The organism is Microcoleus sp. N9_A1 (genome assembly GCF_036701795.1).
GTDB lineage: Bacteria > Cyanobacteriota > Cyanobacteriia > Cyanobacteriales > Microcoleaceae > Microcoleus.
The window spans coordinates 63,548-88,549 of record NZ_JAUBRI010000008.1; the positions used below are offsets into that span (position 1 = coordinate 63,548).

Annotated in this window: 17 protein-coding genes; 6 read left to right on the forward strand and 11 right to left on the reverse strand. The window is 47.6% G+C overall.

Features of this window, described 5'->3' with window-relative positions:
* The first annotated feature begins 224 nt into the window (after positions 1–224).
* Positions 225–647, forward strand: coding sequence for an anti-sigma regulatory factor (locus QUA58_RS05700; protein ID WP_333249408.1), 423 nt, complete (start codon positions 225–227; stop codon positions 645–647).
* Between the two features lie 355 nt (positions 648–1,002).
* Here QUA58_RS05700 and QUA58_RS05705 read toward each other — a convergent pair whose 3' ends face one another.
* Together QUA58_RS05705 and QUA58_RS05710 are read right to left on the reverse strand one after the other, a co-directional pair.
* Entirely contained in the window at positions 1,003–1,428 is a 426-nt protein-coding gene (locus tag QUA58_RS05705) for a ketosteroid isomerase family protein (RefSeq protein ID WP_333249409.1), read from the reverse strand.
* A gap of 339 nt (positions 1,429–1,767) precedes the next feature.
* Positions 1,768–2,730, reverse strand: coding sequence for an orange carotenoid protein N-terminal domain-containing protein (locus tag QUA58_RS05710; RefSeq protein WP_333249411.1), 963 nt, complete (start codon positions 2,728–2,730; stop codon positions 1,768–1,770).
* 209 nt (positions 2,731–2,939) lie between these two features.
* Between QUA58_RS05710 and queG the strand changes: the two genes are divergently transcribed.
* Both queG and QUA58_RS05720 read left to right on the forward strand, forming a co-directional pair.
* On the forward strand, positions 2,940–3,908 hold the full coding sequence (queG, locus tag QUA58_RS05715) for a tRNA epoxyqueuosine(34) reductase QueG (protein WP_333249413.1): 969 nt from the start codon (positions 2,940–2,942) through the stop codon (positions 3,906–3,908).
* Positions 3,909–4,108: 200 nt separating this feature from the next.
* On the forward strand, positions 4,109–4,741 hold the full coding sequence (locus tag QUA58_RS05720) for an HAD-IA family hydrolase (protein ID WP_333249415.1): 633 nt from the start codon (positions 4,109–4,111) through the stop codon (positions 4,739–4,741).
* Positions 4,742–5,290: 549 nt separating this feature from the next.
* Here the strand turns inward: QUA58_RS05720 and QUA58_RS05725 are convergent.
* The 3 genes from QUA58_RS05725 to QUA58_RS05735 all read right to left on the reverse strand — a co-directional run bounded on the left by QUA58_RS05725 (position 5,291) and on the right by QUA58_RS05735 (position 10,051).
* Entirely contained in the window at positions 5,291–6,118 is an 828-nt protein-coding gene (locus tag QUA58_RS05725; protein ID WP_333249417.1) for an SWIM zinc finger family protein, read from the reverse strand.
* Between the two features lie 249 nt (positions 6,119–6,367).
* On the reverse strand, positions 6,368–9,721 hold the full coding sequence (locus tag QUA58_RS05730; protein ID WP_333393291.1) for a DEAD/DEAH box helicase: 3,354 nt from the start codon (positions 9,719–9,721) through the stop codon (positions 6,368–6,370).
* Positions 9,722–9,892: 171 nt separating this feature from the next.
* Positions 9,893–10,051: a hypothetical protein gene (locus QUA58_RS05735; protein ID WP_333393292.1), complete on the reverse strand. Its 159-nt coding sequence runs from the start codon at positions 10,049–10,051 to the stop codon at positions 9,893–9,895.
* 76 nt (positions 10,052–10,127) lie between these two features.
* On the opposite strand from QUA58_RS05735, the gene QUA58_RS05740 reads away from it, so the two are divergent.
* Complete coding sequence (locus QUA58_RS05740; RefSeq protein ID WP_333249422.1) at positions 10,128–12,281, forward strand: polyribonucleotide nucleotidyltransferase; 2,154 nt, start codon at positions 10,128–10,130, stop codon at positions 12,279–12,281.
* Here the strand turns inward: QUA58_RS05740 and QUA58_RS05745 are convergent.
* A complete protein-coding gene (locus QUA58_RS05745) occupies positions 12,236–12,490 on the reverse strand; it encodes a hypothetical protein (RefSeq protein WP_333393293.1) in 255 nt (84 codons plus the stop codon). The genes QUA58_RS05740 and QUA58_RS05745 overlap by 46 nt on opposite strands.
* A 188-nt stretch (positions 12,491–12,678) precedes the next feature.
* Between QUA58_RS05745 and QUA58_RS05750 the strand changes: the two genes are divergently transcribed.
* Both QUA58_RS05750 and QUA58_RS05755 read left to right on the forward strand, forming a co-directional pair.
* Positions 12,679–12,867 carry a hypothetical protein gene (locus tag QUA58_RS05750; protein WP_333249423.1) on the forward strand — a complete coding sequence of 63 codons (189 nt, stop codon included), beginning with the start codon at positions 12,679–12,681 and terminating at the stop codon, positions 12,865–12,867.
* Between the two features lie 31 nt (positions 12,868–12,898).
* The gene (locus QUA58_RS05755; RefSeq protein ID WP_333393294.1) at positions 12,899–13,276 is read left to right on the forward strand and encodes a hypothetical protein; all 378 of its coding nucleotides are present in this window, start codon (positions 12,899–12,901) and stop codon (positions 13,274–13,276) included.
* Between the two features lie 108 nt (positions 13,277–13,384).
* Here the strand turns inward: QUA58_RS05755 and QUA58_RS05760 are convergent, their stop codons facing one another.
* The 5 genes from QUA58_RS05760 to QUA58_RS05780 all read right to left on the reverse strand — a co-directional run bounded on the left by QUA58_RS05760 (position 13,385) and on the right by QUA58_RS05780 (position 24,946).
* Complete coding sequence (locus QUA58_RS05760) at positions 13,385–14,650, reverse strand: Rid family detoxifying hydrolase (protein WP_333393295.1); 1,266 nt, start codon at positions 14,648–14,650, stop codon at positions 13,385–13,387.
* 144 nt (positions 14,651–14,794) lie between these two features.
* Positions 14,795–15,289, reverse strand: coding sequence for a peptide-methionine (R)-S-oxide reductase MsrB (gene msrB, locus QUA58_RS05765; RefSeq protein ID WP_333393296.1), 495 nt, complete (start codon positions 15,287–15,289; stop codon positions 14,795–14,797).
* 252 nt (positions 15,290–15,541) lie between these two features.
* A complete protein-coding gene (locus tag QUA58_RS05770; RefSeq protein ID WP_333393297.1) occupies positions 15,542–20,839 on the reverse strand; it encodes a response regulator in 5,298 nt (1,765 codons plus the stop codon).
* A gap of 51 nt (positions 20,840–20,890) precedes the next feature.
* Positions 20,891–21,709 (reverse strand): HNH endonuclease, encoded by an 819-nt coding sequence (locus QUA58_RS05775; RefSeq protein ID WP_333393298.1) that lies wholly within the window; start codon positions 21,707–21,709, stop codon positions 20,891–20,893.
* Positions 21,710–21,850: 141 nt separating this feature from the next.
* Positions 21,851–24,946 carry a methyl-accepting chemotaxis protein gene (locus QUA58_RS05780; RefSeq protein ID WP_333393299.1) on the reverse strand — a complete coding sequence of 1,032 codons (3,096 nt, stop codon included), beginning with the start codon at positions 24,944–24,946 and terminating at the stop codon, positions 21,851–21,853.
* Positions 24,947–25,002 lie beyond the last annotated feature (56 nt).

A 25,002-nucleotide genomic window follows, 5' to 3' on the forward strand; every position in this document is an offset into this window, starting at 1 on the left:
TCTCGGTATAATTATCACTTGTTAATGGGATTTAGACCCATAACTAAAGTTTTCAACAATACTCTTAACTTCTGCCTTCTACCGAATGACGAATGCCTGATTTTTAAACAGAAAAGGCTAGTATCCCCCGAGTAGCGACAAGTATTGAGGCCGAATCCATTCGGCGCGTCGTGTTTCATACCTGGTGTGAAGACACAGGGTTTTCAAACTTACGGGATTTTTTTATGAATACTGAGCTTCATGTGCCAAGCGACTTGCGGTTTTTAACAATTGTTGAAAATTGGTTGCTGAGCAGTTTGGAAGTAGAGCTAGGAGAGCACGTCGATTGGCCGCGTCAGTCGAATCGTTTGCGCTTGGTGTTAGCAGAAGCCTATTCTAACGTGATCCGCCATGCTCACAAAGATCAACCCAATTTGCCCGTGTTAATTCGCTTGAATTTAAAAAATAGGGATATTGGTTTAGAAATTTGGGATTACGGTAAAGGTTACGAAATGGATACTTACAATCCCCCGAGGCCGGAAGCTAAACAGGAAAGCGGCTACGGCTGGCTGATTATGAGCAGACTTATGGATCGGGTGGACTACACTTTGCAATTAGACGGTCGCAACTGTCTGAAGTTGGAAGCGAGTTTGCCGGAAAAATCTTAATTAGTCGTTAGTCATTAGTCATAAGTGATTAGTGATTGACAATGCACTTTGAGACTCGCTTTGGCTGTCTGTCGCACGCTGCGGTGACAGCCACTTTTTCGTGCAGTAGCGTCAGCCCAACGCGAGACTGTAAGATTGTAGGGGTAAAGTCCCGATCGCACAAATACCGCAGAAACGGGATTTTTATACCGTGAGTGGCACTTCACTAAAGATTTGGATAAAAAACCCGGTTTCTGCCTCATTCTGGCGATAAAAAGCCGATCAACCTGTCGAACTCAGGATTTTAGCTATTACGTGCGATCGACAGGTCAAACTGCAATAGGCAATTTAAATCTGAAACAGATTATCAAACAGCTTATTTCTTATGTGACCGCAGATTTAGCAATTCTTGGGGAGAAGCTAACAGTTTGACTGTGACAGAAAGGATTTTTTGGTCAGAATTGAGCAACAACAGCCATCCGACATTAACACCAAATGCGGAAGTCTGCACCCGGCCGCTTACCTGAACTTCTACTTGACCATCTTCTAAAATTTGGCTAACACCTTTCTGGGGTTCTAGCTGCATTCCTCGCGCTTCTTTTTTAAGATAAGTGGCGATCGAGATGTTGCCGATAATTGGATCTTCAAACGGCGCGTTTAGAACCCCATCATCGGCAAATAAATTAGCCGTCGCTTCAAAATCGCCCGCGTTTAAAGTTTCAAAATATTGCAGTACGGCTGGAATGGTTATGCCTGCAATCTTTATAGAGGTAGTTAAAATAGGTCGAGTTGTTGCGGTCATAAAACAAGTAATTTCAAATGAATGAGTATACTTTAATCATTATCTTTGCCGCAGCAAATCCCTCAAAAGATATAAGTAGGGCTAGGAAAATAATTCTCCTAAAAAAGGAGAACCGGAGAGCGTCAATCGCAGCTTTCAGAGCGATCGACCAAAATCAATATTACTTCCAAAAAATCCAAGTGTAGCCAAGCTGCAAACCCTGATAGCATCAGTCATTTCCCATCCTTCAATTCTTGAATCTAAAATTTAAAATCTAAAATCTAAAATGATATAAACCCAGACACCTAATGGCATCTGGGTTTTTGGGCAAGCCTGTTTAACAGAGCCAACCAGAATATTCTATTTGCGGATCAAATTGAGCAATTCCTTCGGAGATGCCAACAAGTCGATCGCCACAAAGAAAATTTGACCTTGGGGATCGAGCAAAAACCGCCACGCAATGTTCATTCCCACATTCGCGCCGAACCAGGGAGTTTCGACTTTGCCCGTGACTTTCACTTGGCGGTAGCCATCTTCGGCGGGTTCTGACACGCCTTGCTGGGGCATCATTTTCAGTCCGATGCACTCTTCGCGCATATAGTTGAGGATAGCTTCGCGACCAACGATCGGCTTTTGGAAAGGTGGTTGCAGGGCACCTTCTTCAGCAAATAAACCGACGGCTGGGGTGAAGTCGAAGGCGTTCATGTAGTCGATGTAGCTGAGCACAGTCTGCTCGGTGATACCTTCAATCTGTGTTTTCACCCGCTCTTCTGGAGCGGTGGGAGTGCTGCGGGGGGCTGAGCGTTTGCCGTACTCTTGGTTAAAAGCAGGGTCATAGCCCATGTTAACTACGGTATTCCGAAGTACGGTAATTTGCTGACCCGGATCGAGTTTTTTGATGGTTTCGAGAACTTGGGTGGCTTCGGGAGACATTTGATAGCCAGCCGGGATCGGAGCGACAAGGCCCTGTTTCATCAACTGTCCCAACTCGTACCAGAAACCGAGTTTGGTGTTGACGCGCAAGGAAGTGTAAATCCGGCCAATTGTTGTGTCGGCGTTGCTGGCTAGGTCAAACATGGTTTTGCTTTGAGCAGCCGGCGACATCTGCTTAATTTCGTTGAGGACACCTTCGACAAGCGCCATGCTTGCTACTCCCGGTGCTGCTGCGGTGATGGAAATGCCCATTTCGGTGTAGGCATACCAGAGCAGTGCGAGTTGGTCTTCAACACTGAGTTTGTAGAACGCTTCCGTGGTAGCCGGAACAACGCTAGCAATCTCGGTGTTTGAGAAAATAGATTGAGCTGATTGAATACTAACTGCCATATTTATGCTGTGGGATTCGCTGTCGGTTTTACTTGCGTACTTGAATTAGCGAATCGAATTCTCCCTAAATTAAATTATGTAACATTTTTGACATTTGGGAGTTCAAACTTATAAATATAAAGATTGTAAAAGAATTATCAATACTGTTCCAAAATTACTCTTAAAGTTACTAGACTTATGGCACAAATTGTGCAGTGGTTTCTTACCCGATGAAAAAATCAATTAATAGCGATCGCATTAAGCAAAAAGCCCTTGAGTTGGGCTTTCACAAAGTGGGGATAGCCTCAAAAGACCCGGATTTCGATCTAGAAAAACAAAGATTGCAAGCTTGGCTGGACAAGGGTTATCAGGCGGATATGGCATGGATGGCAAACCCAAAGCGGCAGGATATTCAATTGGTGATGCCAGAGGTTCAGTCAGTAATATGTGTCGCCATCAACTACTACACACCTCACCAACGCCCCTCAAATCCCCCTTGTGAGGGGGGGGTTGAGGCAGGGATCGAATATGCTAAAATCTCTCGCTACGGTTGGGGGCGGGATTACCACAGAATTTTGCACAAAAAACTGAAGGTTTTGGCAAATTGGGTGCGATCGCAAGGCGAGGGAATTGAAGCGCGGTATTATGCTGATACCGGGCCAATTCAGGATAAAATGTGGGCGCAGCGTGCCGGGATTGGCTGGATTGCCAAAAATGGTAATGTAATTTCGCGCGAATACGGTTCTTGGGTGTTTTTGGGCGAAATCTTGACTAATTTGGAGTTAGCGTCGGATGAGTCTCATACGGAACATTGCGGTACTTGTACTCGCTGCATTGAGGCGTGTCCGACGGGAGCAATTACTGAGCCTTTTGTGGTGAATGCCGATCGATGTATAGCTTATCACACGATCGAGAATCGAGCCGAAAAATTGCCCGACGAAATTGCATCTAATTTACAAGGTTGGGTAGCAGGCTGCGACATTTGTCAGGATGTTTGTCCTTGGAATCAGCGATTTGCTAAACCAACTGATGTGGCAGAGTTTGAGCCTTATCCTGAAAATATAGCACCGACACTTGCAGAATTAGCCGACATTTCCGACGAGGAATGGAACCGCAGATTTACCGCTTCGGCGCTGCGGCGCATTAAACCCGAAATGCTGCGGCGAAATGCCAAAGCCAATCAAATCAATAGTTATTAGTTAATTGGTATTGGTTATTGGTTATTTGTTATTTGTTGTTGGTTATTTGTTGTTGGTTATTTGTTGTTGGTTATTTGTTGTTTGTGATTGGTTATACTCAAACAGATTTAATAAATCGGAGAGCTAACAAAGAGTGCATTTTACGTTTGATTAGTAGGTAATATAGAAATGATGACCTATTCCTGAGTTGTTTTTACTCAATGCTAAAAGTAATTATTTTTGATTTTGACGGTACTCTAGCAGATACGATTGATATTCTTCTGAATATAACTAATCGTTTGTCAGCAGAATTCGGCTTTAAGTCTGCCACAAAAGAAGAACTCGCTCAACTGAGCAATTTAACTTCTTGGCAAATCCTGAGATATTCTGGCATTTCTATCTTCAAATTCCCGCTGCTGATTAGAAAATTGAAAGCAGAGTTACATAATGAAATTCCGAATATTCAATTATTTCCGGGAATCAAAGAAGTTTTACTGGAGTTAACAAAACTTGGCTTTCAACTGGGTATCATCACCTCTAATTCCAGAGAAAATGTCTTAGCATTACTGGAAATCAACGGTTTGCAAGGCACTTTTACATTTATTTATTCTGGCTCAACTTTTGGCAAACATAAAGTTATTAAAAAATGGCTAAAAAAAGAGCATATAAATCCTGAAAAAGTCATTTATGTCGGAGATGAAACGCGAGATATAGACGCAGCTAAAAAAACTGGAATTAAGATAATTGCTGTAAGTTGGGGTTTTAATTCTAAATCAGCTTTGGCTGCACAAAATCCTGACTTTTTGATTGAACGTCCCCAGCAATTGATCGAGATTATGAGTAATCTGGGATAAATGTAAACTTATGTAAAGAGAAATTACAAAAGTTAAAGTAGTAAAAACTTTGTGTGCGTACCGATTGAAAAAATTGATTGATGTTGATATAAAGATGAATGAAAAGATTTACTCGATCGCTCAAATAAAGAGGAACAGTATTATGTCAGCCTTTGAAACTTTCTTGACGTTCGGCTTCGCTTCAGTTTTCGCGGTAGCTACTTTGGCGACTTGGTTGCGTTTCACCTATCCACCTTCTGTTAAACGCAATTAGTTGTAAGTAGGTGGGTACAAATAAACAGTAGATGGGGAGGAGGGCGGGTTTAGCCTTCAAAAACTGGCTGGTATCATATATTCTTAGCTAAACCCGCCCCTACAAAATACTATTGTTTTTTCGCAATGACCTACTTATTATTTTTTCAACTTGGTATCAGAAGTCGGGTTTCTTAGACTTTGCATGATACCCAGAAACCCGGTTTCTTCGTAAATATTTCGCCACCCAACCGATATTTTCTGAGAAACCGGGTTTCTTAGACTTTGCATAATTAAGAGAAAGAAAAAATCAATTTGTTAGTCTCCTTCGCCCCGTTTTAGTGCGGCTAAGACAGCTTGCTGGCTAACTGCTTGGTAGATTTTGGCAAAATGTTGCTTGAGTGCGTCTGATGCAGATGATGATTTGGTAGCGGTTCCCTTTCCGTCTGTTGCGAGGGGAATTGGGCCTAAAATATCTAAGACTGTTTCGCTGCTGGGGGGAGGTACAATTACTACTAGAGATGATTCTAGTTCCTGGTTGTATTCCCAAAAGCGATCGACCTTCGGCAATTTAGCATTCGCAATAGGGGAATTTTCGCCCGAGTTTAGCAGTGTATTCTCCTCTCCTTCGGTACCCCGTCTTTGGCGGAGTGCTGTCAGGATTTGCTCTTTGGTTCGGCCCCGCATTTGAAACAGTACGAAGGGGTCTTCGCTGAAGCGATCGCCCAATAAGTAGTATACTGCACTGATATGCTTGCAAGGATTTTTTGGGTCAGGACAGCTACAGCGTGATCGAATATCAGATAAACTTAACGGAAATAGCGTTTTGCCGGCCGCTGCAAATACATCTTCAATATTGTGCGGCATTTCTCCTGCTAATAATTTAGCTGAAAACACCGCTCTTTGCGACATATTTTCAATCACATAATCCCAATCTTCATCGGTTAATGTATCAAGTCCTAAAGAAACTTGATAAGGTTTGGGATCAGTGCCTTGAACTACGGCAATTACTTCTTGGTTAGGAAATTTAATGCTGAGAACTTTACCTTCGCGCGCGTACTGCCAGCCGCGTTCTAAGCGCTTTTTGAAGCGGTAGGTATTGATTAAATCGAGCCACTGTTGTGTCCACCATTCTCTGTCTATCATAAGTAGAAGGAAGTTCGGCAACGGATTTTGTAACGGATGTAACGGATGTAAGAAGGAAGTTCGGCAACGGATTTTGTAACGGATGTAACGGATGTAAGGAAGAAGGAAGAAGGAAGAGGGAAGGAGGTATATATTAGATTATGTCCAATAAATCAACCCTAATTATTGTAGGAGCGTGTTCACCAATATATATGATACAAACGATGGATATAGTAAACCCGCCCCGCCCCGGCGACCAACCAATAAATATTATTCTTCTTCTGTTTCTATAATAGCATCGCGATCGAGAATTAGTAAATTGCGAAGTTGGTCAGTATCAAGTTCAGTTAGCCAGTTTTCGCCCGCGCTGACCACTTGTTCAGCTAGAGCTTTCTTACTCTCAATCATATCGTGGATTTTTTCCTCTAGCGTACCCGTGCAGACAAATTTGTGGACTTGCACGTTGCGAGTTTGACCGATGCGAAATACGCGGTCAGTTGCCTGATTTTCTACTGCGGGATTCCACCACCTGTCATAGTGGAAAACGTGGGTAGCCCTGGTTAAGTTCAAACCGGTGCCACCAGCTTTTAACGATAATATCATAATCGGTGGGCCTTGGGGATCGTGCTGGAAGCGATCGATCATTTCTTCCCGCTGCTGTTGCCGAATTCCGCCGTACAAAAACAAAACTTCTCGCCCTAAATGCTGTTCTAGATGCGGTTTTAGGAGTTTTCCCCATTCGGCAAATTGAGTAAAAATCAAAGCCCGATCGCCCTCAGCGACAACTTCTTCTAACATTTCCACCAACCGCTGCAATTTCCCCGATTCTTGGCTGTTAATGCTCAATTCTTTGGGCTTAGCTTCTGCGTTCACAAGAGCCGGATAGTTGCAAAGTTGCTTGAGTTTTACCAGCAAAGCCAGAATCATTCCCCGGCGCTGAATGCCCTCGGCTGATTCCAAATTAGCGATTGACTCTTCGACTACTTTCTGATAAAGTGCGGCCTGTCCAGCCGCCAGACTGCAAAATACAGTCATCTCTTGTTTTTCCGGCAAATCTTGGATGATTTCCTTGTCAGTTTTCAGGCGGCGGAGGATGAAAGGCCGAACGAGCGATCGCAAAGTATGCAATGATTCTCTATCTCCATATTTCTCGATCGGAATTGCAAATCGGCGCTGAAAGAAATTGCGCGGCCCCAAATAGCCGGGATTCAGAAATTCTAAAATTGACCACAATTCTTGCAGTCTATTTTCCACCGGAGTTCCCGTCAGCGCAATTCTAAAAGATGCCTGGATTTGCCGCACCGCTTGCGACTGCTTAGCCTCGGAATTCTTAATATTTTGGGCTTCATCTAAAACCAATCCTTGCCATTTAGTGCTTTGAATTTCCTTAGCATCGCGAAACACTAGCGCGTAACTGGTAACTATTAAATCCTTGCCCTTAATTGCCGCCGCAAATGCTTTACCTTTAGCGCGTTTGTCTCCGTGGTGAACTAACACTTTTAAAGTAGGGCCAAATTTCTTGACTTCGCGCTCCCAATTGCCCAATACTGATGTCGGACAAACCAGTAATGTTGGCGCTTCTAGGGCATTTTGTTCTTGTAAGTGCAGGAGGAAAGTGATTAACTGGATCGTCTTCCCTAGCCCCATATCGTCCGCGAGACAAGCACCTAAACCCCAGCGTTCTAAGAATGCTAACCAGCCCGCCCCTAGCGCTTGATAAGGCCGCAATTCTCCCCGGAAACTAGCCGGAGTCGCGATCGCACTTACGGCCTGATTATCGCTTAAAGTATTCAACAATTCCTGAAGTTGACCCGTTGCTTCAAAATTCACCACAGGCAACTTTTCAATCATCTGAGAATCGCCAGAAGCCAAACGCAAAGCATCCTCCAAAGAAAGAGTCATTTGCTCTTTGCGACTAGCAAAAAAAGTTTTAGCAGCCTTCACATCGGTTGCGCGCAACTCTACCCACTCGCCGTTAATTTCCACCAAAGGCGAATTCAACGCGATCAAGCTGTCAAACTCAGCCTTAGAAATGCGCTGTCCGCCGATCGTCAATTCCCACTTAAAATTTAGCAGACTTTGCAAGCCCAGCCCACCTTTCGCCGGATTCACCTTCGGAGTTTCCGCTTGAATGCTCAAACCCAAACGACTCGCCCAACCATCAGCCTTAGTCAAACTAGGCGGCAAAACAACGCCCAACCCGCTATCAGCAAACCGCCAAGCCACAGACTTAATAAACTCGTAAGCTTGCAGCGGATTTAATTGACAAGATTGAGGGCGCTGGGTTTGCAAAGTCGGTTCAATTAAAGGATAAAGTTTCGATGCTAAACCCAAGCCACTGAGCAAAGTTTCTTGAGGTAATTCAATTGTCCGCCCCGCATAATTAAAACGCTCGACTGAGTTATTCCAAACAGTTGTCGCGTCCACCAAAAAGTCGATTTCATCTACTGCTTGCAAGCAATAATTTAAGCTCCAGTTAACTTTACCGGGAGACGGCGGTAGGAGTTGAAAGCAAGTGTGAAATTGATTTTGTTGAGACAGTTGGTTTTGCAGCGGTGAACTCCAAGCACTCAGCTTGGTTGCCAATTTTTCCAAGGCTGCTGATTCTACTTGCACAATTCCAGATTCCTGTTGCAAAGCTTGCAGCCATTCGCGGGTTGGAGAAACTGTTTTGATGTCAAAATTTGAGCTAGCAGCCGTTAGCGCAGCCCTCGAAGAGGATCGCACTTCACAATCTACCACACTACTCAAAAACCCCAACACCAACTCCTGGGCCCCCACAGGCAAATCCACCGCTAAAGCCTTTACCAAATCCGCAGCCGAATTTCCATCTCTTAAATCCGTTAAATCCGTTAAATCCGCTACAAAATCCGCTGCCAATCTTCCATCCGCTAAATCCGCTGCCGAACCCTTCTGATATGTTCTACAAGCCGTCGGCATTTGCTTAGAAAAAGTAGCGAGACGGAGAATATCAGTAGAACTATCTAACAAAGGTTGCCATTTAGCAATAGCAGAACCGTCCGATAGTTGCTCTAATGCTGGCAAAAATTTGCATCTCGCCAATAAATCCAAACTCCACCTAGCAAGATGCGACCAAAAACGCAAATCCGAGCCGACAAAAGAGTCAGTTTCTGTGCTATTGAGCGGTAGCGATTGCAAGAAAACAAAAGCTGCTTGAGGATTAAGTAAATAGCCCTCGACTTGCCAAGGATAAAGATAAATTTCCTCAGTTTGGGCCGGTTCTGAGAGTGCGGCTGCTGAGTGCTGCGGCATCAGAGTTGCGTTGTCTGCGGAGATTTGGGTGGGAAGTGCGATCGCCCGAATTTGCCTCTGAATCGATAAATCTTCCGTGGGAATCGCTGCGTTTTGAGTTTTGGGCGATCGCCTAGTTTTCTTACTTTTTTCCTGAATCTCTGCGGTTTCCGGCAATTGCCAGTTTAGTTTGCCCGACTGCTGCAAGGAAGTTACGAAAATCTTAAATTCAGCTTCCGTCATTGCTAAGGGATGCCGAATATTTATCGATTCAACGATATCGATGGTTCCAATTTTTCGCCAAGTTTCTCCCCAAATAAATAAGCCACTTTTTTCGCTTTCGAGCTGCCAACTGCCGTGTAAAATTGCCATTTTTTAATCCGGATAATTTTATTTAATTGCGAGGTTAACTACAGCATTTATATGGGATTTATGAAGAGTTTTTTAACAAACAGAGGATATTTTGAGCCAGACAGGACTTAGGTATAACCTCTATATGTAGGGTGCTTACGGCGCACCTTACCAATTACCGATTACCAATCTCTAAATCGAAAATTCATCGTACCATCTATGGAAGGCGTTTGGCGGGCGATCGACCGGATCATCAGATCGCAGAATGCCAAAAATAATTTCCAAGTATAAATGCTTACAATCGAGGCGCAGACAGTCGATCGCCCGCCGATGATCTCTCTCTTTTGGCATTGGAGTCTCAAACATCCTGTGGTAATGTTACGATCCCGACAGAGAAAGAATGTGGTAGATAAGGAAGCAGTCCTACATGGTAGAGATAGACAAGTCAATATCCTTCGATGGAAGGGATATTAGACTGAAGATTGGTTTACTGGCGCCTCAAGCAGGCGGTGCAGTTTTGATTCAGTCGGGTGACACGGCGGTTTTAGTCACGGCGACTCGATCGCAGGGGAGAGAGGGAATTGATTTCCTGCCCCTGTTGGTGGATTACGAAGAGAGACTGTACGCAGGCGGTAAAATTCCCGGTGGATTTTTGCGCCGGGAAGGGCGTCCCCCAGAAAAAGTGACTTTGACTGGGCGTTTGATCGATCGCCCGTTGCGCCCGCTATTCCCAAGCTGGTTGCGAGACGACATCCAAGTCGTAGCAACAACGCTGTCGATGGACGAACAAGTACCCCCAGACGTTTTGGCGGTAACAGGCGCTTCCGTAGCGATTCTGCTGGCGAAAATGCCGTTTTACGGGCCAATGGCTGCCGTGCGAGTCGGTTTGGTAGGGGACGATTTCATCATCAACCCAACCTACAGCGAAATCAAAGAAGGCGAATTGGATCTCGTGGTAGCCGGTTCTCCTGATGGAGTAATCATGGTGGAAGCCAGCGCGAACCAATTGCCGGAACAGGATATCATCGAGGCGATCGACTTCGGCTATGAAGCAGCCTGTGACTTGATTCAAGCCCAGCGCGAAATCATGGCAGAATTGGGCATCGATTTCGTGGTAGAGGAACGCCCACCGCAAGATTTCGCCCTCGAAAACTTCATTCGCGATCGCGCCCAAGAACCAATCCGCATCATTTTGTCAAGATTTGAAAAAGACAAAGCAATACGGAATGCAGCTTTGGATGAAGTTAAAGCCAATGCAGTCGAATCGGCGATCGCCGAACTCGCCGAAGACGATCCGATCAAAGTAGCCGCCAGCGCCAACGGCAAAGTAATCGGCAACGTTTTCAAAGACGTTACCAAAAAAATGATGCGGAAGCAAATCATCGAAGATGGCGTCCGTGTAGACGGCCGCAAGCTAGACGAGGTGCGCTCCGTTTCTTGTCGCGTAGGCGTGCTGCCGTCGCGAGTACACGGCTGTGCGTTGTTCAATCGCGGGTTAACCCAAGTCTTGTCCGCAGCTACCCTGGGAACCCCCGGCGATGCCCAAGATTTAGGAGACGACTTGCACCCGCAGCAAGACAAACGCTACTTGCATCACTACAATTTCCCGCCATTTTCCGTGGGAGAAACTAAGCCGATGCGATCGCCCGGACGCCGAGAAATCGGTCACGGAGCCCTCGCAGAACGCGCTTTGCTACCCGTTTTGCCATCCAAAGAAGATTTCCCCTACGTGATTCGCGTAGTTTCAGAAATCCTTTCTTCCGACGGTTCAACCTCAATGGGTTCAGTTTGCGCCTCAACGCTAGCATTAATGGATGCAGGCGTTCCCATTTCCCAACCCGTCAGCGGCGCGGCAATGGGCTTAATTAAAGAAGGCGATGAAGTCCGAATTTTGACTGACATTCAGGCAATTGAAGACTTCTTAGGCGACATGGACTTCAAAGTAGCCGGTACCGACACCGGAATTACTGCTTTGCAAATGGACATGAAAATCAAAGGTTTGCCCTTAGATGTAATTGCCACAGCCATCCGCCAAGCCAAACCCGCGAGACTGCACATTTTAGAAAGAATGCTGTCAACTATCGACACTCCCCGCAAGGAAATGTCGCAGTTTGCACCGCGTTTGCTAACGCTGAAAATCGATCCAGAATTCATTGGTTTGGTAATTGGGCCAGGTGGCAAAACGATCAAAGCCATCACCGAAGAAACTGGTGTCAAGATTGACATCGAAGACGACGGAACCGTGACAATTGCTGGTAACGACAGCGAAAAAGCTCAGCGGGCTTACAATATTGTCCAAGGCATGACGCGCAAGTTGAATGCTGGAGATGTGTATGTCGGCCGCGTGACTCGAATTATTCCGATCGGCGCTTTTGTCGAAATTCTGCCAGGAAAAGAAGGAATGATTCACATTTCCCAGTTAGCGGACTACCGCGTTGGGAAAGTGGAAGACGAGTTAGCTGTGAATGATGAAGTGATTGTCAAAGTGCGAGAAATTGACAATAAAGGTCGAATTAATTTGACCCGTTTGAACATTCATCCTGATGAAGCGGTAGCCGCCCGCGAAGCGCTGAATAAATAGTTGACGGTTGACAGTTGACGGTTGACAGTTGACGGTTGACAGTTGGTAATTGGTAATTGGTAATTGGTAATTGCTAATTGGTAATTGCTAATTCCTAACTGGTAATTGAGATTAAATCTGATTGTTTCAGATTGATTTGGGAGTAGAGTGCGCGACAGCGACAGATCGAGTTTGTGCGATCGGCTGTGGAAGTTAATACAGTCGCGCACTTTACCCTCGGCGGTTGAAACCGCAACTACCCAAATGAAGTCCGTGCAAAGCGGGGACTCAAGAAAAGATAAAATATTCTTAGATAGTTACGATAAATGGTATGATCTAGGCTTGTAAACCGCAGACATCGCAGGTGAAGATAGCAGGTTTGATTTTCATCAGCGTCTGTAGAAAAACGCAGATAAAGATGACATCAAGACCTCGCTACGATCCAGACGAGAATATTAGCCGTCATAGTGCAACTGATCCAGAGAAATGCGATCAAATGGCCAAGCGTCAGGGATGGGAATTAATCCGATGGGAAAAAACAAACGATTCCATACTTAAAGTTGATTGTGTCTTTGAAGGGTTGACAGAGTTTCCACCGAGTCCATAGGAACCCGAACACGAGAGAAAGGAATAAATCAATGCCGAAACGGTTGATCGTTTTCAAGACTGAATCGCTATCTTCCCCTGGATGGGAGGATCGATCGCTTTCTCATACAGGTGCTCTAACCAGTATCCTCGCAGAACATTATGATTACTCAAGCAAACCTCTGCCTCAAGCGGGCGATCGCCTGCGAAACTTTGCCCAATTTAAGGAGAATGCAGATCCTAAATCCCCTGCTGTCAGCACTCACGTTCGCTGGGGAGATTGGGAAGTATCGCGCGTAGAGGAGTACGCTCCCAAGATTCCGAATGCTGAGTATGACTGTTTAGCAGTGTGCTATTGTCGCTACTCACCCATTGAGCCTGAGTGGAAGGAACTGCCGAAGATTCAGGTTCCCGAACTACAAGAGCATTAACGCGCCCGTTGGCCTAAAATATGCTTGTCGGGCGATCGATTTTACTCTTAGTCCGCGGAGGCGGACATTGTTTGTATAGACGCGGTTTCAACCGCCGAGTCCCTGAAATCAAATAACCGCAATACAGTCAATCTCAACTAACACATCCTTCGGCAAACGCGCCACCTCCACACAAGCGCGCGCCGGTGCTGTTTCCGCATCAAAATACTTGGCATAAACCGCATTCACAGCGGCAAAATCATTCATATCTTTGAGGAAAACCGTAGTTTTTACCACATCCAACCAAGTCGCGCCGGCTTCTGTGAGAATGGCTTCGAGATTTGCCATAACTTGTTGGGTTTGTTTTGCCACATCGTCGGTGTAGACAATATCGTTTAGTCTAGTGTCGATCGCAATTTGACCTGCTACAAACAGCATAGTGCCCGTAGCGGCGATCGCTTGATTGTAAGGGCCCACGGGTGCCGGTGCTTTGTCAGTACGAATAATTTTGCGCGTCATAGATGTCACTTTTTGGGATTCTTGTTGAGAGGTTTCCGGTTTGTAGCCGATTTCTGGTTCTGAGATTTCTGGTTCGGAAGTGTCAGGCTCGTAGATTTCTCCATCGGGCATTATAGCACCAGTGAAGTCTGCATTTTTAATATTCCAACCATAGGTCTTAGCATCAGTTAAGTCTGCTTTCTGAAAGTTTGCTCCCTCCAAATTTGCTAGCATTATACTTGCTTGTTTAAGGCTAGCTTTTTTGAGATTTGTCCTTTTCATACAGGCTTTTTTCAAATTAGTCCCTGTGAGGTCTGCTGCACTAAGATCCGCCTCAACCAGATTCATTCCTGATAAGTTAAATCCAGATAGATTGACACCTCGGAGTTTGGCTCTCTGAAAATTGACATCTTGGAGACTAACACCCTTTAAGTTCACTTGACTCAATTCTGCCCCTGTCAAGTTGGCTCCAGTTAATTTTGAGGTTGTCAGATTTGCTCTACTTAAGTTTGCTTCCTTCAATGAGGTTTTAGTTAAGTCTGCCCCGAATAATTCCGCATCACTCAAGTTTGCATTGTTTAACTTAGTATTAGTTAAGTTAGCACCATACAAATTTGCCCTACTCAAGTCAGCACCGCTGAGGTCTGCTAAACTGAAGTTGGCATTACCTTTCACCCCGACTAAGTTTGTTTTTAGCAGAGATGCTCTACTGAAGTTTGCTCCTTCGATGTTTGCATTGTTCAAATTTGCCTCATTCAAATCAGCTCCCGACAGATTTGCATTCTTTAGGTCTATTCCACTCAGATTTGCACCTTTGAGGTCTATCCCACTTAACTCTGCTAGCCAAAACTGGCGTTGTCCTGCTGCGTATTTTTCTAAAAGTTCTTCAGCGTTCATTCATAACCTCGATCGCCCTCACGTCCCACAAATCACTATACCATCCGCGTGAATCAGCGTGCACCTGCGGTTTGGCAATAGAGAGCCGTCTGGGGCGTCGATAATTATGGGATTCTTTACCACAGGAGTACCCGTGAAAGAATGTCAGCCAGCAATAAACTTCATAGCAACACCATTCATGCAGTAGCGTTTCCCAGTAGGTGCAGGGCCGTCATCAAATACGTGACCCAAATGCCCCCCGCAGCGATGGCAATGCACTTCAATTCTACTCGCAAACAGCGAATTATCTACCGATGTGGCGATCGCCCCTTTGATCGGTTCATAAAAACTTGGCCAACCAGTACCGCTATCAAATTTGGTTTGCGACGAAAAAACTGGCAAATTACACCCAGCACACGCATAAATTCCCTTCCCGTATTGCTTATCGAGAATGCTAGTGTGAGAGCGTTCAGTACCGTGTTTTCGCAACACCTCAAACTGTGCCGGAGTCAAAATTTTGCGCCACTCTTCCTCAGTTTTAGTAATTTCAAAAACACCCTTAGAAGCGGCCATAACATCTGACTTTCCAGGCAAACAGGACGATAACCATGCCATGCTTACTGTTGCTAGACCCGCTTTCAAAAATAATCGTTTTTTCATGATAGATATTCCACTTGTTGCTAATTAACTACATTATGACTTATATTATATGGCGATCAATTAGCATAACAAAAACGGTTCGTATTACGGACGACCGTCCGTAATAATAGCGGACTAAAGTCCGTACTACGAACCTTACTTATTGCATGCAGTAAATCTTTGTTCAGAAATGCTGTAATCGATCGCCATATAATACAATTCCTGTGAGAGTTTAGCCCCCACAGGACTCACTGCCTTTCAAACATCAACGGCCTAAGCCATAGCCGGAGCACCAACAACTTCACCTTTCAACATCCGAGAAGCAGCATCAAGCAATTGCTCCTCCAAATAAGGCTTAGTAAAATAACCTTTCGCGCCCAAACTGTAAGCCATTTGGCGGTGTCTATCAGCACCGCGAGAAGTCAACATCGCGATCGGCAATTCACACAAAACCGCATCCTTCTGCATCCGAGAAAGCAGCTCCAAACCGTCCATTCTCGGCATCTCAATATCGCAGAAAACGATATCGCAAGGCAGACCAGATTTCATCTTTTCCCAAGCTTCCTTACCGTCGCGAGCTTCTTCCACACGATAGCCAGACTTCTCAAAAGTAATCGACAACAGCGATCGCACCGTAATCGAGTCATCCACAATCAGCACAGTCGGCTCAGTCTTCTCGATTTCCGCCTCCTTAGTAGCCCTCTCGCTCTCATCCCAAAGCGTACCGCCAGTTTCCTTCCGCAGCCTTCCGGTAGCCAAATCGATCAGTTCCAGAACGTCTGCAATCGCCACGATTCGACCGTCCCCGAGCACTGTGGCCCCAGCAATCCCGATCGGCTTCGGCACCGGCCCCTCCAACGGCTTGATCACAATTTCCTGTTCCGTCGAAACCTGATCCACCTGCACCGCCAAGAAATTGCCAGCAGACCGCAGCACGATCACCGAAATCATGTCATCGTCAGTATTAAACCCGTAAACACTGCCCCGGCCCAAATGGCGGTTGTAAGCCAGCAAATCCCGCAGCGGCCGGAACGGCAAGCTTTGACCCCGCCACTCAATGCAAGGCAAACCGTCCGCCCCCGTCGTCACCTGATCGCGAGGCACATCGATCATATCCTCGACCCCATCCATCGGGAAAGCAATGCGAGCTCGATCGCTAATGCAAGTCAGAGCCTTAGAAATGCTCAACACCAGAGGTAAACGGATGGTAAACACAGTCCCTTTGCCGATGGTTGAATCAATGGACACAGTTCCCCGAATCTCCTGCAAGGAAGTCTGCACCACATTCATACCGACCCCCCGGCCGGCATACTCCGTCGCCTGTTCCTGAGTGCTGAAACCCGGCATAAATAGCAAATCGTAAACTTCCGAGCGAGACATCCTCTGAGCCTGAGCCGCCGTCAGCATACCCTGCTTAATCGCCTTCGCCTTCACCCTTTGCGGGTCAATTCCCGCCCCGTCGTCAGAAACCGAAACCACGGTTTGGTTCCCTTGGTGGAAAGCCCGAATCGTAATCCTGCCGACTGCAGGCTTCCCAGCCGCCAGACGCACCTCCGGCGCTTCGATCCCGTGAGTAATCGCATTGTTCACCAAATGAGTCATCGGGTCATATAGCTGATCCACAATCATCTTGTCGATCAAAATATCCTTACCCTCAACCTGCAACTGAGCCTGCTTCCCGCACTTAATCGCAATTTCCCGCACCGCCCGGAACAGCCTGTCCGTCGTCTCCGCAAACGGCTTCATCCGGGCGCGAGTCAAACCTTCTTGCAGTTGAGTCGTAACTTGCCGCAGTTGGCGAGTCACCTGATCGGCCTCATCCACCAAAAACTCAATGTCCGCGGCCGACTCCCGCACCCGCACGATCAGCTCGATAATCTCCTGAGCCAAACTGTGGAAAGGAGTAAACCTGTCCATTTCCTCCGGTCTCCAGGCACTTTCCCGGGTGTGGGATGACTCCTCAGAGCGCCAGGCCGATCGGTGTCCCTGACGGTTTGCCAGCAAAGCAATCTCCAAAAGACTCCGCTCGTAGAAATCCTGAGTCCGCTGGCTCACATCGCTCAGCAGCGTTACCTGGTGCAGCAAATTGTCCAAAAACTGTCGCATCCGTTCTTGGTCTTGCTCCAAACTGTTGCGGTTTACCACCAGTTCCCCCATCAAATTGCTGAGGTTATCCAGTTGCTTGATCGGCACCCGCATTGTCTGGTCGCCGAACCCGCCCGCGCGGGCATTCCGCCTGGGTCTGTTGATCGCCGACGGCCCCATATTTGCTTCCCCTTGGCGGCCACTGTCCTTGGGATCTTCCAGCAGTTTTTCCAAATCGCCAAATTCGTCGTCGCTCTCATCGGCCGCAGCGCGCGGACCTTTACTAGCAGTTGTCGTCGGTAGCCCGTGAATTTCCGGCATAGTTGCGCTCTCGCTGAGGAGCTCTTCGAGATCCGAGAAAACTTCTGTATTTACCGGACTCTGATTTGTGCTCCCAGAAGCTGCTATGACAGCGACCGCACCCCCTGCAATTAACAGTGCTTCTAAATCGTCAAAATTGCCTTCGTCGTCCTCATCACCTGATTCGCCATCGGCAAAAAAGTCTGCCAGCGACCCCTCTTCCAACTCCGAGGAATCGGCCTCGCCCGACTCGTCCTCAGCGTCCCAAAAGCCCGTTGTCAGTTCCGAAGTCACCAGAACCTCAGCATCGATCGAATCCAACAAATCGTCAAAACCCTCCAACTCCTCGTTGTTGAGAGTAGCCCCGGTTTCCATCGCCGAGAGCAAGTCAGCATCGCCCTCAAACATACCATCGAGAGATTCTGCCGGCAGTAGCTCTAAATCCGCACTCAAAAAATCCGTTTCCAGGGCATCAAACAAATCATCTTCGCCCTCAGACTCCCCGGCGCCATCTGTTTCGGCTCGATCGAACAAACCATCGGGAGGCTGAGCAGACAACTCCTTCACAGCCACAGCCGCGCCGTCATCTGGCGCCGATCCAGCATCGCTCTGCTGCACCATGCCTTCGGCAAACATATCCCCCAAGAAATCGAAAGCTGCGCCCTCATCAAATTCGACATTTGAAATTTCCGACTCATGATGATCATCGGACAAAGCCCCAAGTTCAACCTCTGCCGAATTTCTCAAGCCTTGGTCGGAAACAGCCGCACCATTGTTCTCGAACAAACTCCCCAACTCGCCCTCATTAACTCCCACACCTGCACTGAGCAATTCTGAATCCCCATCATTCCGCCAACCCCCACGGGCTTGCCCCGAAGCTTCTCCGTCATACTCAGTACCGGTAGGTACAGAACCGAACAGATCAGCCAAATCTGCGGCTTCTCGGGAAGTAGCCGCTCCTTGCCGATCCCGCGCAGTCTGTTCATCCTCAGAAATCGAACCCGAGGTCATATCCCCAAACAGCGCATCTAAATCCGTATCGTCCAGTTCTAGGTTGAGCGATTGCACAGACTCGTCTTCCATGCCGAAAGCATCTTCTAGCCAGTTTTCATCCGCAGAGATATCTAAATCAGAATTTGATGTCATGTTAAGAACGTTGCCCATTTCCTCATTTTGTGCGATGCCTGCAGCTTGATCTCGATCGCCCCCGTTCTCCCCAGCTTCGTCTTCTGAAGAAAGGAAATTAGAAGTAATCCCCAACAGCTCGCTCAAATCCGAATCCTCGCCCAGCTCAGAGAACAACTCGAAATCATCCATTTCATGGAGAGCAAGCGCTTCGGCATCCGCTGAATCATTATTGCCCCCCCCTGCTGCAGACTCCTTCGATCCTCCGTCTAAAGCCTCCGACTTCAGGGAATACTCCGAAGAGACTGCCGGCGGCACACCCGTTGCCTCAGATAAGCCTAAATCGCCGAACAAGTTATCGAAATCAGCATTGTCCGTAACACCAGCAGAAGTTTGGGCAGCCACTTCGTCCAAAAGCGTACCGAGAGCATCTTCGTCCGCTTGTCCCCTGGCTGGGGCCACCGTGTCGCCTCGCCGCTCCAAACCGCCCCTACCGTTACCCGTTTTAAGCTGTTTGCGAGTTAACCGCTGGCTCGAACCCCCATTTTTATGACCGGCAGCTACTGCCGAGCCCTCTGCCTCCTGTCCAAACAGCAAATCCTCCCCAAACAAACTCGTCAGGTCATCAATCGGAGGCTTCGTGTTCGTTTCGGAACTTTCCGCATCGTATTCGTCAAACAACAAATCAGTAAAATCGCCGGAATTGTCATCATCGTCTGACCCCAGCATTCCCGTCGCCGATATCCCAGAAGACTGTGCATAGTCGAGGTCTTCTTCTTCTTCCCAAGCGCCGTCGAGCTCCGGGGACTCGCCGTCAAACAAGTCAGCTAAGGTGTTGAGTTCTGCAGCGCCCACTTCCGGGCCGGTGCGGGTCGAGCCTCTAAAAGCACCCGTCTCCATATCCGATTCTGCGAAGGCGGAATCTTCGTCGAACTGGGACGATCGAATGCCACTGTCATCGTTGCTGTCGCCACTGTCTAGTTGGTCGAACAGCTCGTCTATACTCAGCCCAGAAATAGTCGGCAGCAACTTGTTCAATCCATCCGGGGCATCGCCCGATCCCACCATATCCCAGGCCTCATCCTCAACAGAAACCACATTTTTCCCGGATTTACTCGGTTGAGCGAAGGCCAGCAAATCTTCAAAATCCGTTTCTGGAACCAGAACAGCCGGCTGCAGCGCCAGAAGTTTTGCGCTTGGTGCGATCGACGATTCTAGACCCGAAATTACCAGTTCTTGCGCTTGTTTGATGTCTTTGATCACCGTTGGGGCTAAGGTACGGTAAGTATTTTCTGAGTTGGCGATCGCCTTGGATACAGCTTTGATCAATTCTATCCAGCAGGGTAGTTCAAATTCTTCCCCTGCCCTGAGCAAGTTCCGACAAATGTTCTTGAGTTGCCGCCTGCTTTCTGGCCCCTCGGGCTGTTTGAACTCTTGCAGGAGTTCCCGCATCCTCGCCGGCACGTCTGAGTCAAATACTAGCAGCAGCGCGCTGTCTTCTGTTGCTCTGGCATCAGGTGCGTAAACTGACCGCGAATCCGGAAAACTCCTTGATGAGGCAAACGCCCCGACTCCCATCCCCGCCATAACTTGTTCGGGTACGGCCAGAGCGCTGCTCTCGTCTGCATGGTGTTCTCCGTGTCCAACGAGTCCCCCCAAGTGCCCGTTGAGCTCTTCAAATACTGGTTCTAATTCTCGAACCATCTGTTCTCCCAATTCTTCTGTCAGTCCAAAAGGCCCCGACAGTTGCTCTAAGAGCCCTTGCAATGTGTCAAAAATTCGCAGAAAAAGGGACTCTAGCTGTTGGTCTACTTTAACGCTGCACTCTTTTAAAACTTTAAAACTATCTTCTAGTCGGTGAGCTGTTTGCTGAATGCTGGTCAGCCCCAGCATTGCTGCTCCTCCTTTGACAGAGTGAGCGGCCCTAAATACTTCGTTGACCAGTTCTGGGTCTTCGATCGTGGTTTGCAGATTCAGCAAGCCTTGTTCGATCGTATTGAGGTGGTCTTTTGCCTCCTCAATAAAGTAGCCCATTATCCTCTGTTGTTGCTCCGGCAGCATAGTTTTATTCCTGATTTTAAGCGTTATTGTATTGGGTCTATGTTAGTAGTTCTAGAAAAGGTCTCTGTATATCTCGCCCCTTGCCAAGAGAATAATCTGGCTGCGAGATATGGCAAATGTCCTGGCTATTTTTGCTTTCGATATGCCCTCACTTAAAAGATAGCGAATCTGCTGCACTTGTTCGGGTTTGAGTTTGCGGTTAGGGCAGATATTGCCGGGAACGAAAGGAAAGCGGTCTTTTTCTATGGCATCGCGGGAGTTATCGGCGGGAGTTCCTTCCCACAAATGGTCAGGATTGACACAACCGCGATCGTCGCAACTGTGACAAGCAAAATAACCTGATTTTACAGGTCGTCCCAGTTTGTGTTCCAGTACCAGTCTGTGAGCGTAGAAACTTTTTGTTTTGCCATTAATTTTAGTACCCTTAATGGCGTAACCATCACTTCTTTTAGCCAAGGTACAAATCATGCAGCCGTTCGGCTGTATTTCAGCGCGAATACCGGGAATTATTTCTCTGCCTAGCAGTTGTTTTTGAGGTGTCGGGGCCGATGTACTTCCTACATCCTTAATACGTCCTTTTTTAAACCTGTCTTGAGAATTTTCCAGTCGAGAACCTTCCCATAAATGGTTAGGATTGATGCAGTTGCGGACATCGCAACTGTGGCAAGCAAAGTATTCCGGTCTAATCGGACGACCTAATATATTTTCTAATACTAAACGGTGGACTGTAAACGTTTTCCATTCACCGTTAATGCGAAGTCTTTTGTTCGCATAGCCGCTGCTAGATTTTGTTAGGGTAGAGATAATACAGCCCGTCGGCTGAATCTCACCAAATATGCCAGGAATTACCTCTACTATGTTATCGTTCATCTGTACAACTCCTAGTTTGTTTAGGTGCTGGATTGGCATCCCCGCAGCGGTTTCAAGACTGCGAGGTTGCTTTTTATCTATCATTGTTGCCACACTAATGTGCTTGTAAGTCAGCAAGTAAAAAAAGCATTAAACAATCAATTATTGTCTTTCTGCTGTTTCTACTCGGAACCTTTCCACCGATGTCAAAAGGTCGCGAGCAACACCTACCAAATTTTGCAAAGCACCGGAAACTCGCTGCGCTTCTTGGGATGTTTCCTGAGCAGTTAGCTCGACTGCTTGCATCACACTGGCGACCGAGCGAGCTGTTTCATTCTGCTCCACAGTGTCCGCAGTAATCGATCGCACCAGCACGTCAATTCGATTAGTAACTTGAATGATATCTTCAAGCGATCGCTTCGCCTGTTCTGCCAATCTTGTCCCCTCAATCACCTGCTGCGTACCTTCTTCCATCGCCGTCATTACCGCGCCGGTTTCGCTTTGAATTTGCATCACGATCTGTTCGATTTCTTTCAAAGACTTAGCCGATCGATCTGCCAACTGTCGCACCTCGTCTGCCACGATCGCAAAACCCCTGCCCGCTTCCCCAGCTCTCGCCGCCTCAATACTGGCGTTGAGGGCCAACAAATTCGTCCGAGAGGCGATCGTCGCAATTAAAGCCACAATCTTAGAAATCTCTTGAGAAGCTTCCGCTAACCTCTTGACTTTTCTCGTTGTTTCGGCTACGGTTTCTCGAATTTCCAAAATCCCGGCCACCGTCCGCTCCACAGCCTCGCCCCCTTTCAGAGCCGTTGCCGCGGCACCCCGGGCAACTTCTTCCGCCTCTCTAGCGCTCTCTGCGACCCGCTGAATCGCATCGGTGAGGACTTGTACCGAATTCAGCGTTGCCGCCAGTTCCTCAGCTTGCCGCAGCGCGTCGGAAGACAAATCGCCCGCAAACTTAGCACTATCCGTAGCGCCTTTACTGACCTCCCTCGCCGCCTGCTTCACCTGATGGACGATTTCGCGCAGATTTTGAATTGTCAAGTTAAACGAGTCAGCAACAGCACCCAAAACGTCTGCGGTCACTTCCGCAGTCACCGTCAAGTCACCCCTGGCCGCTCCTTCCACGTCGTCTAGCAACCGAATCACTTGGCGCTGCAAGTCTTCTTTTGCCTGTTCCTGCTCGTCCGACTTGCGCCTGGTATCGCTAATCGTGGTTTGGATGACCTTCGCCATGTGGTTGAATTTAGCAGCCATTTTGCCAAATTCATCTTCCGAGTAAACCGTAGCACGAGCATCCAAAGTTCCTTGAGATACCGCATCGAACTGAGCTTGCAAATTGTCCGACGACTTGCGTACCTGCTTGGCGATCAACTGGCCGATGCCCCAAGAAGTTAAAAAGCTGGTAAAGCCTGCGGCTGCGGTCATTACCCAGCCTGTTTGGCGCAGGTAAACGATCGCCTCCGGTTTGTCTTGCCGCAGAGCTTGATAGGAGGCAATGTTGGTGACGAAAGCCACAGCTACCAGAGAAACCAGTCCCGCCCCGATTGCCGTGTACAACTGTTTTGTAAACAAAGGGGCATTTTCCAAGAAAGCCAGTCCCCCCTGTTCTACTGTTACCGAAGTATCGAGCGCTTCTGTTTCGGTGGGAGCAAAAGTCGGCATCGACCCATCACTCGCGCCAGAAATGGGAAACATCTCGTCGTCTCGAATTGCCGAGCCGTCGCTGTTGTCAAAGTCCAGGCTGCTGCCGGTCGTTCCCATCATGCCGCTGGTCGAGTTGCCGAAATTGGTGTTACCTCTAGTCAAGCTCGAACTGGTGGCATCTTCTGAGATATCAAAGTCCGGCAAATTGCCTAAATCGTCAAACTCGTCAAATTCGTCTAAAAAGTCGCTGTGTTCTTGAGCGTTCCCAGTTTTTGACGACCAGGCGCTGTTGTTCTTGTCGGACGCTCCGAAAGCTGTCGCTTGTTCGTTTTCGTCGAAAGAGAAAGAATCGCTAAAAGCGTCGTCTTCAAAAGCATCTAACTCGAAGTTGTCTCTTGAGCCAAATGCCGGGGGTTCCGAGTCGCTGTAACCGTTGCTGTTGGCGGAGGCTGGATCGACTGAATTAAATTGTCCCCGGCTCGATCTTTGACTTTGAGAGTTGGGGACAGCACCTCCCATCAACAGCGTTTCGTCTTCCGCCAGCGAATAGTTTGACGAGTAGTCCGACCCGTTATTCGGCTGTTTGTTTTGAGGTCGAGAAGACCCGAAACCCGACGAGGGCATCGCCTCAGCAAAGGGGTCTTCCTCTTCGGCCGGAGGTGCGTTATGACTGTGATTTTGGCCGCTCTGGGGCGGGAATTGGTAGTCGTAGTCGGAGTTATCGTCGAATTCGTCTGGCAAATCGAGCGCAGCAAAAGGTTCGCCAAAATTGTCCGAGGGCCCGATGGGGGAGTCTAGTTGGTTCGAGTCGAAGGAATTCCCGGTTTCTGAAGAGGCAAAACTTTGACCGTTGAGCATCTGAGTCGGAGCTTCTGAAAACGAATCTCCTGAGTAAGGTGCGCTTTTCCCAGACACTTTGCTGCTAGACAAGTCAGCAGCATCAAACCCTCCATCATCTAAGGCAAAAGGGTCTCCAAAGTCCGAGTCGGCAAACTCGTCTATGTCGTCTAGCGAGTCGGATGTCTCAGCATAAGCTGCCATTCCGCCACTGTCGCCACCAAACGGGTTAGAATGTGAGGTTAAATCTGGGACTAAGCCTGCGCGATCGTCGTCTTCTGCTTCCCACCCCAAGCCACTCATGCCCAAGTCGGCCAAGTCCTCGTTTTCCATGTCGTCTGGGGATTGACTTCTATAGGAAAGGGATGGGGAATTTCCTTGAAAAAGTCCCAAATCCGGGTCTTCTAACCCTTCATCAAGAGATAAGTCTGGATAGAATTCTAATTCAGTTTCAGCAGACAAAGCCTCGAAATTTTCCGTTTGCAGTTCTCCAGATAAAAATTGGTCTGTGTAGGTAATTCCGTTGTGAGCGTGTTCCACCAAACTCGGGTCGTCACTCAGGCCTAGCACAACCGTGTACTGTTCCCGCGCCACCTCATGCTGTTGCAGTCCGTAGCAGTAAATGTGTCCGCACAGCAGGCGAGCGCTGGGGTCTTCGGGAAAATCTTCTACTAATTGATAAACTAGGGCTGCGGCTTCTGAATAATTGCCATCCATGTAGGCCGCTTCTGCCCGTTGGTAGTCCTGCTGAAAGTTGGTACTTGTTGCCATTTGCCGCCCTCTTTGGATTTTAGATTTTAGATTTGAGATTTTTGATTTTTATCTTG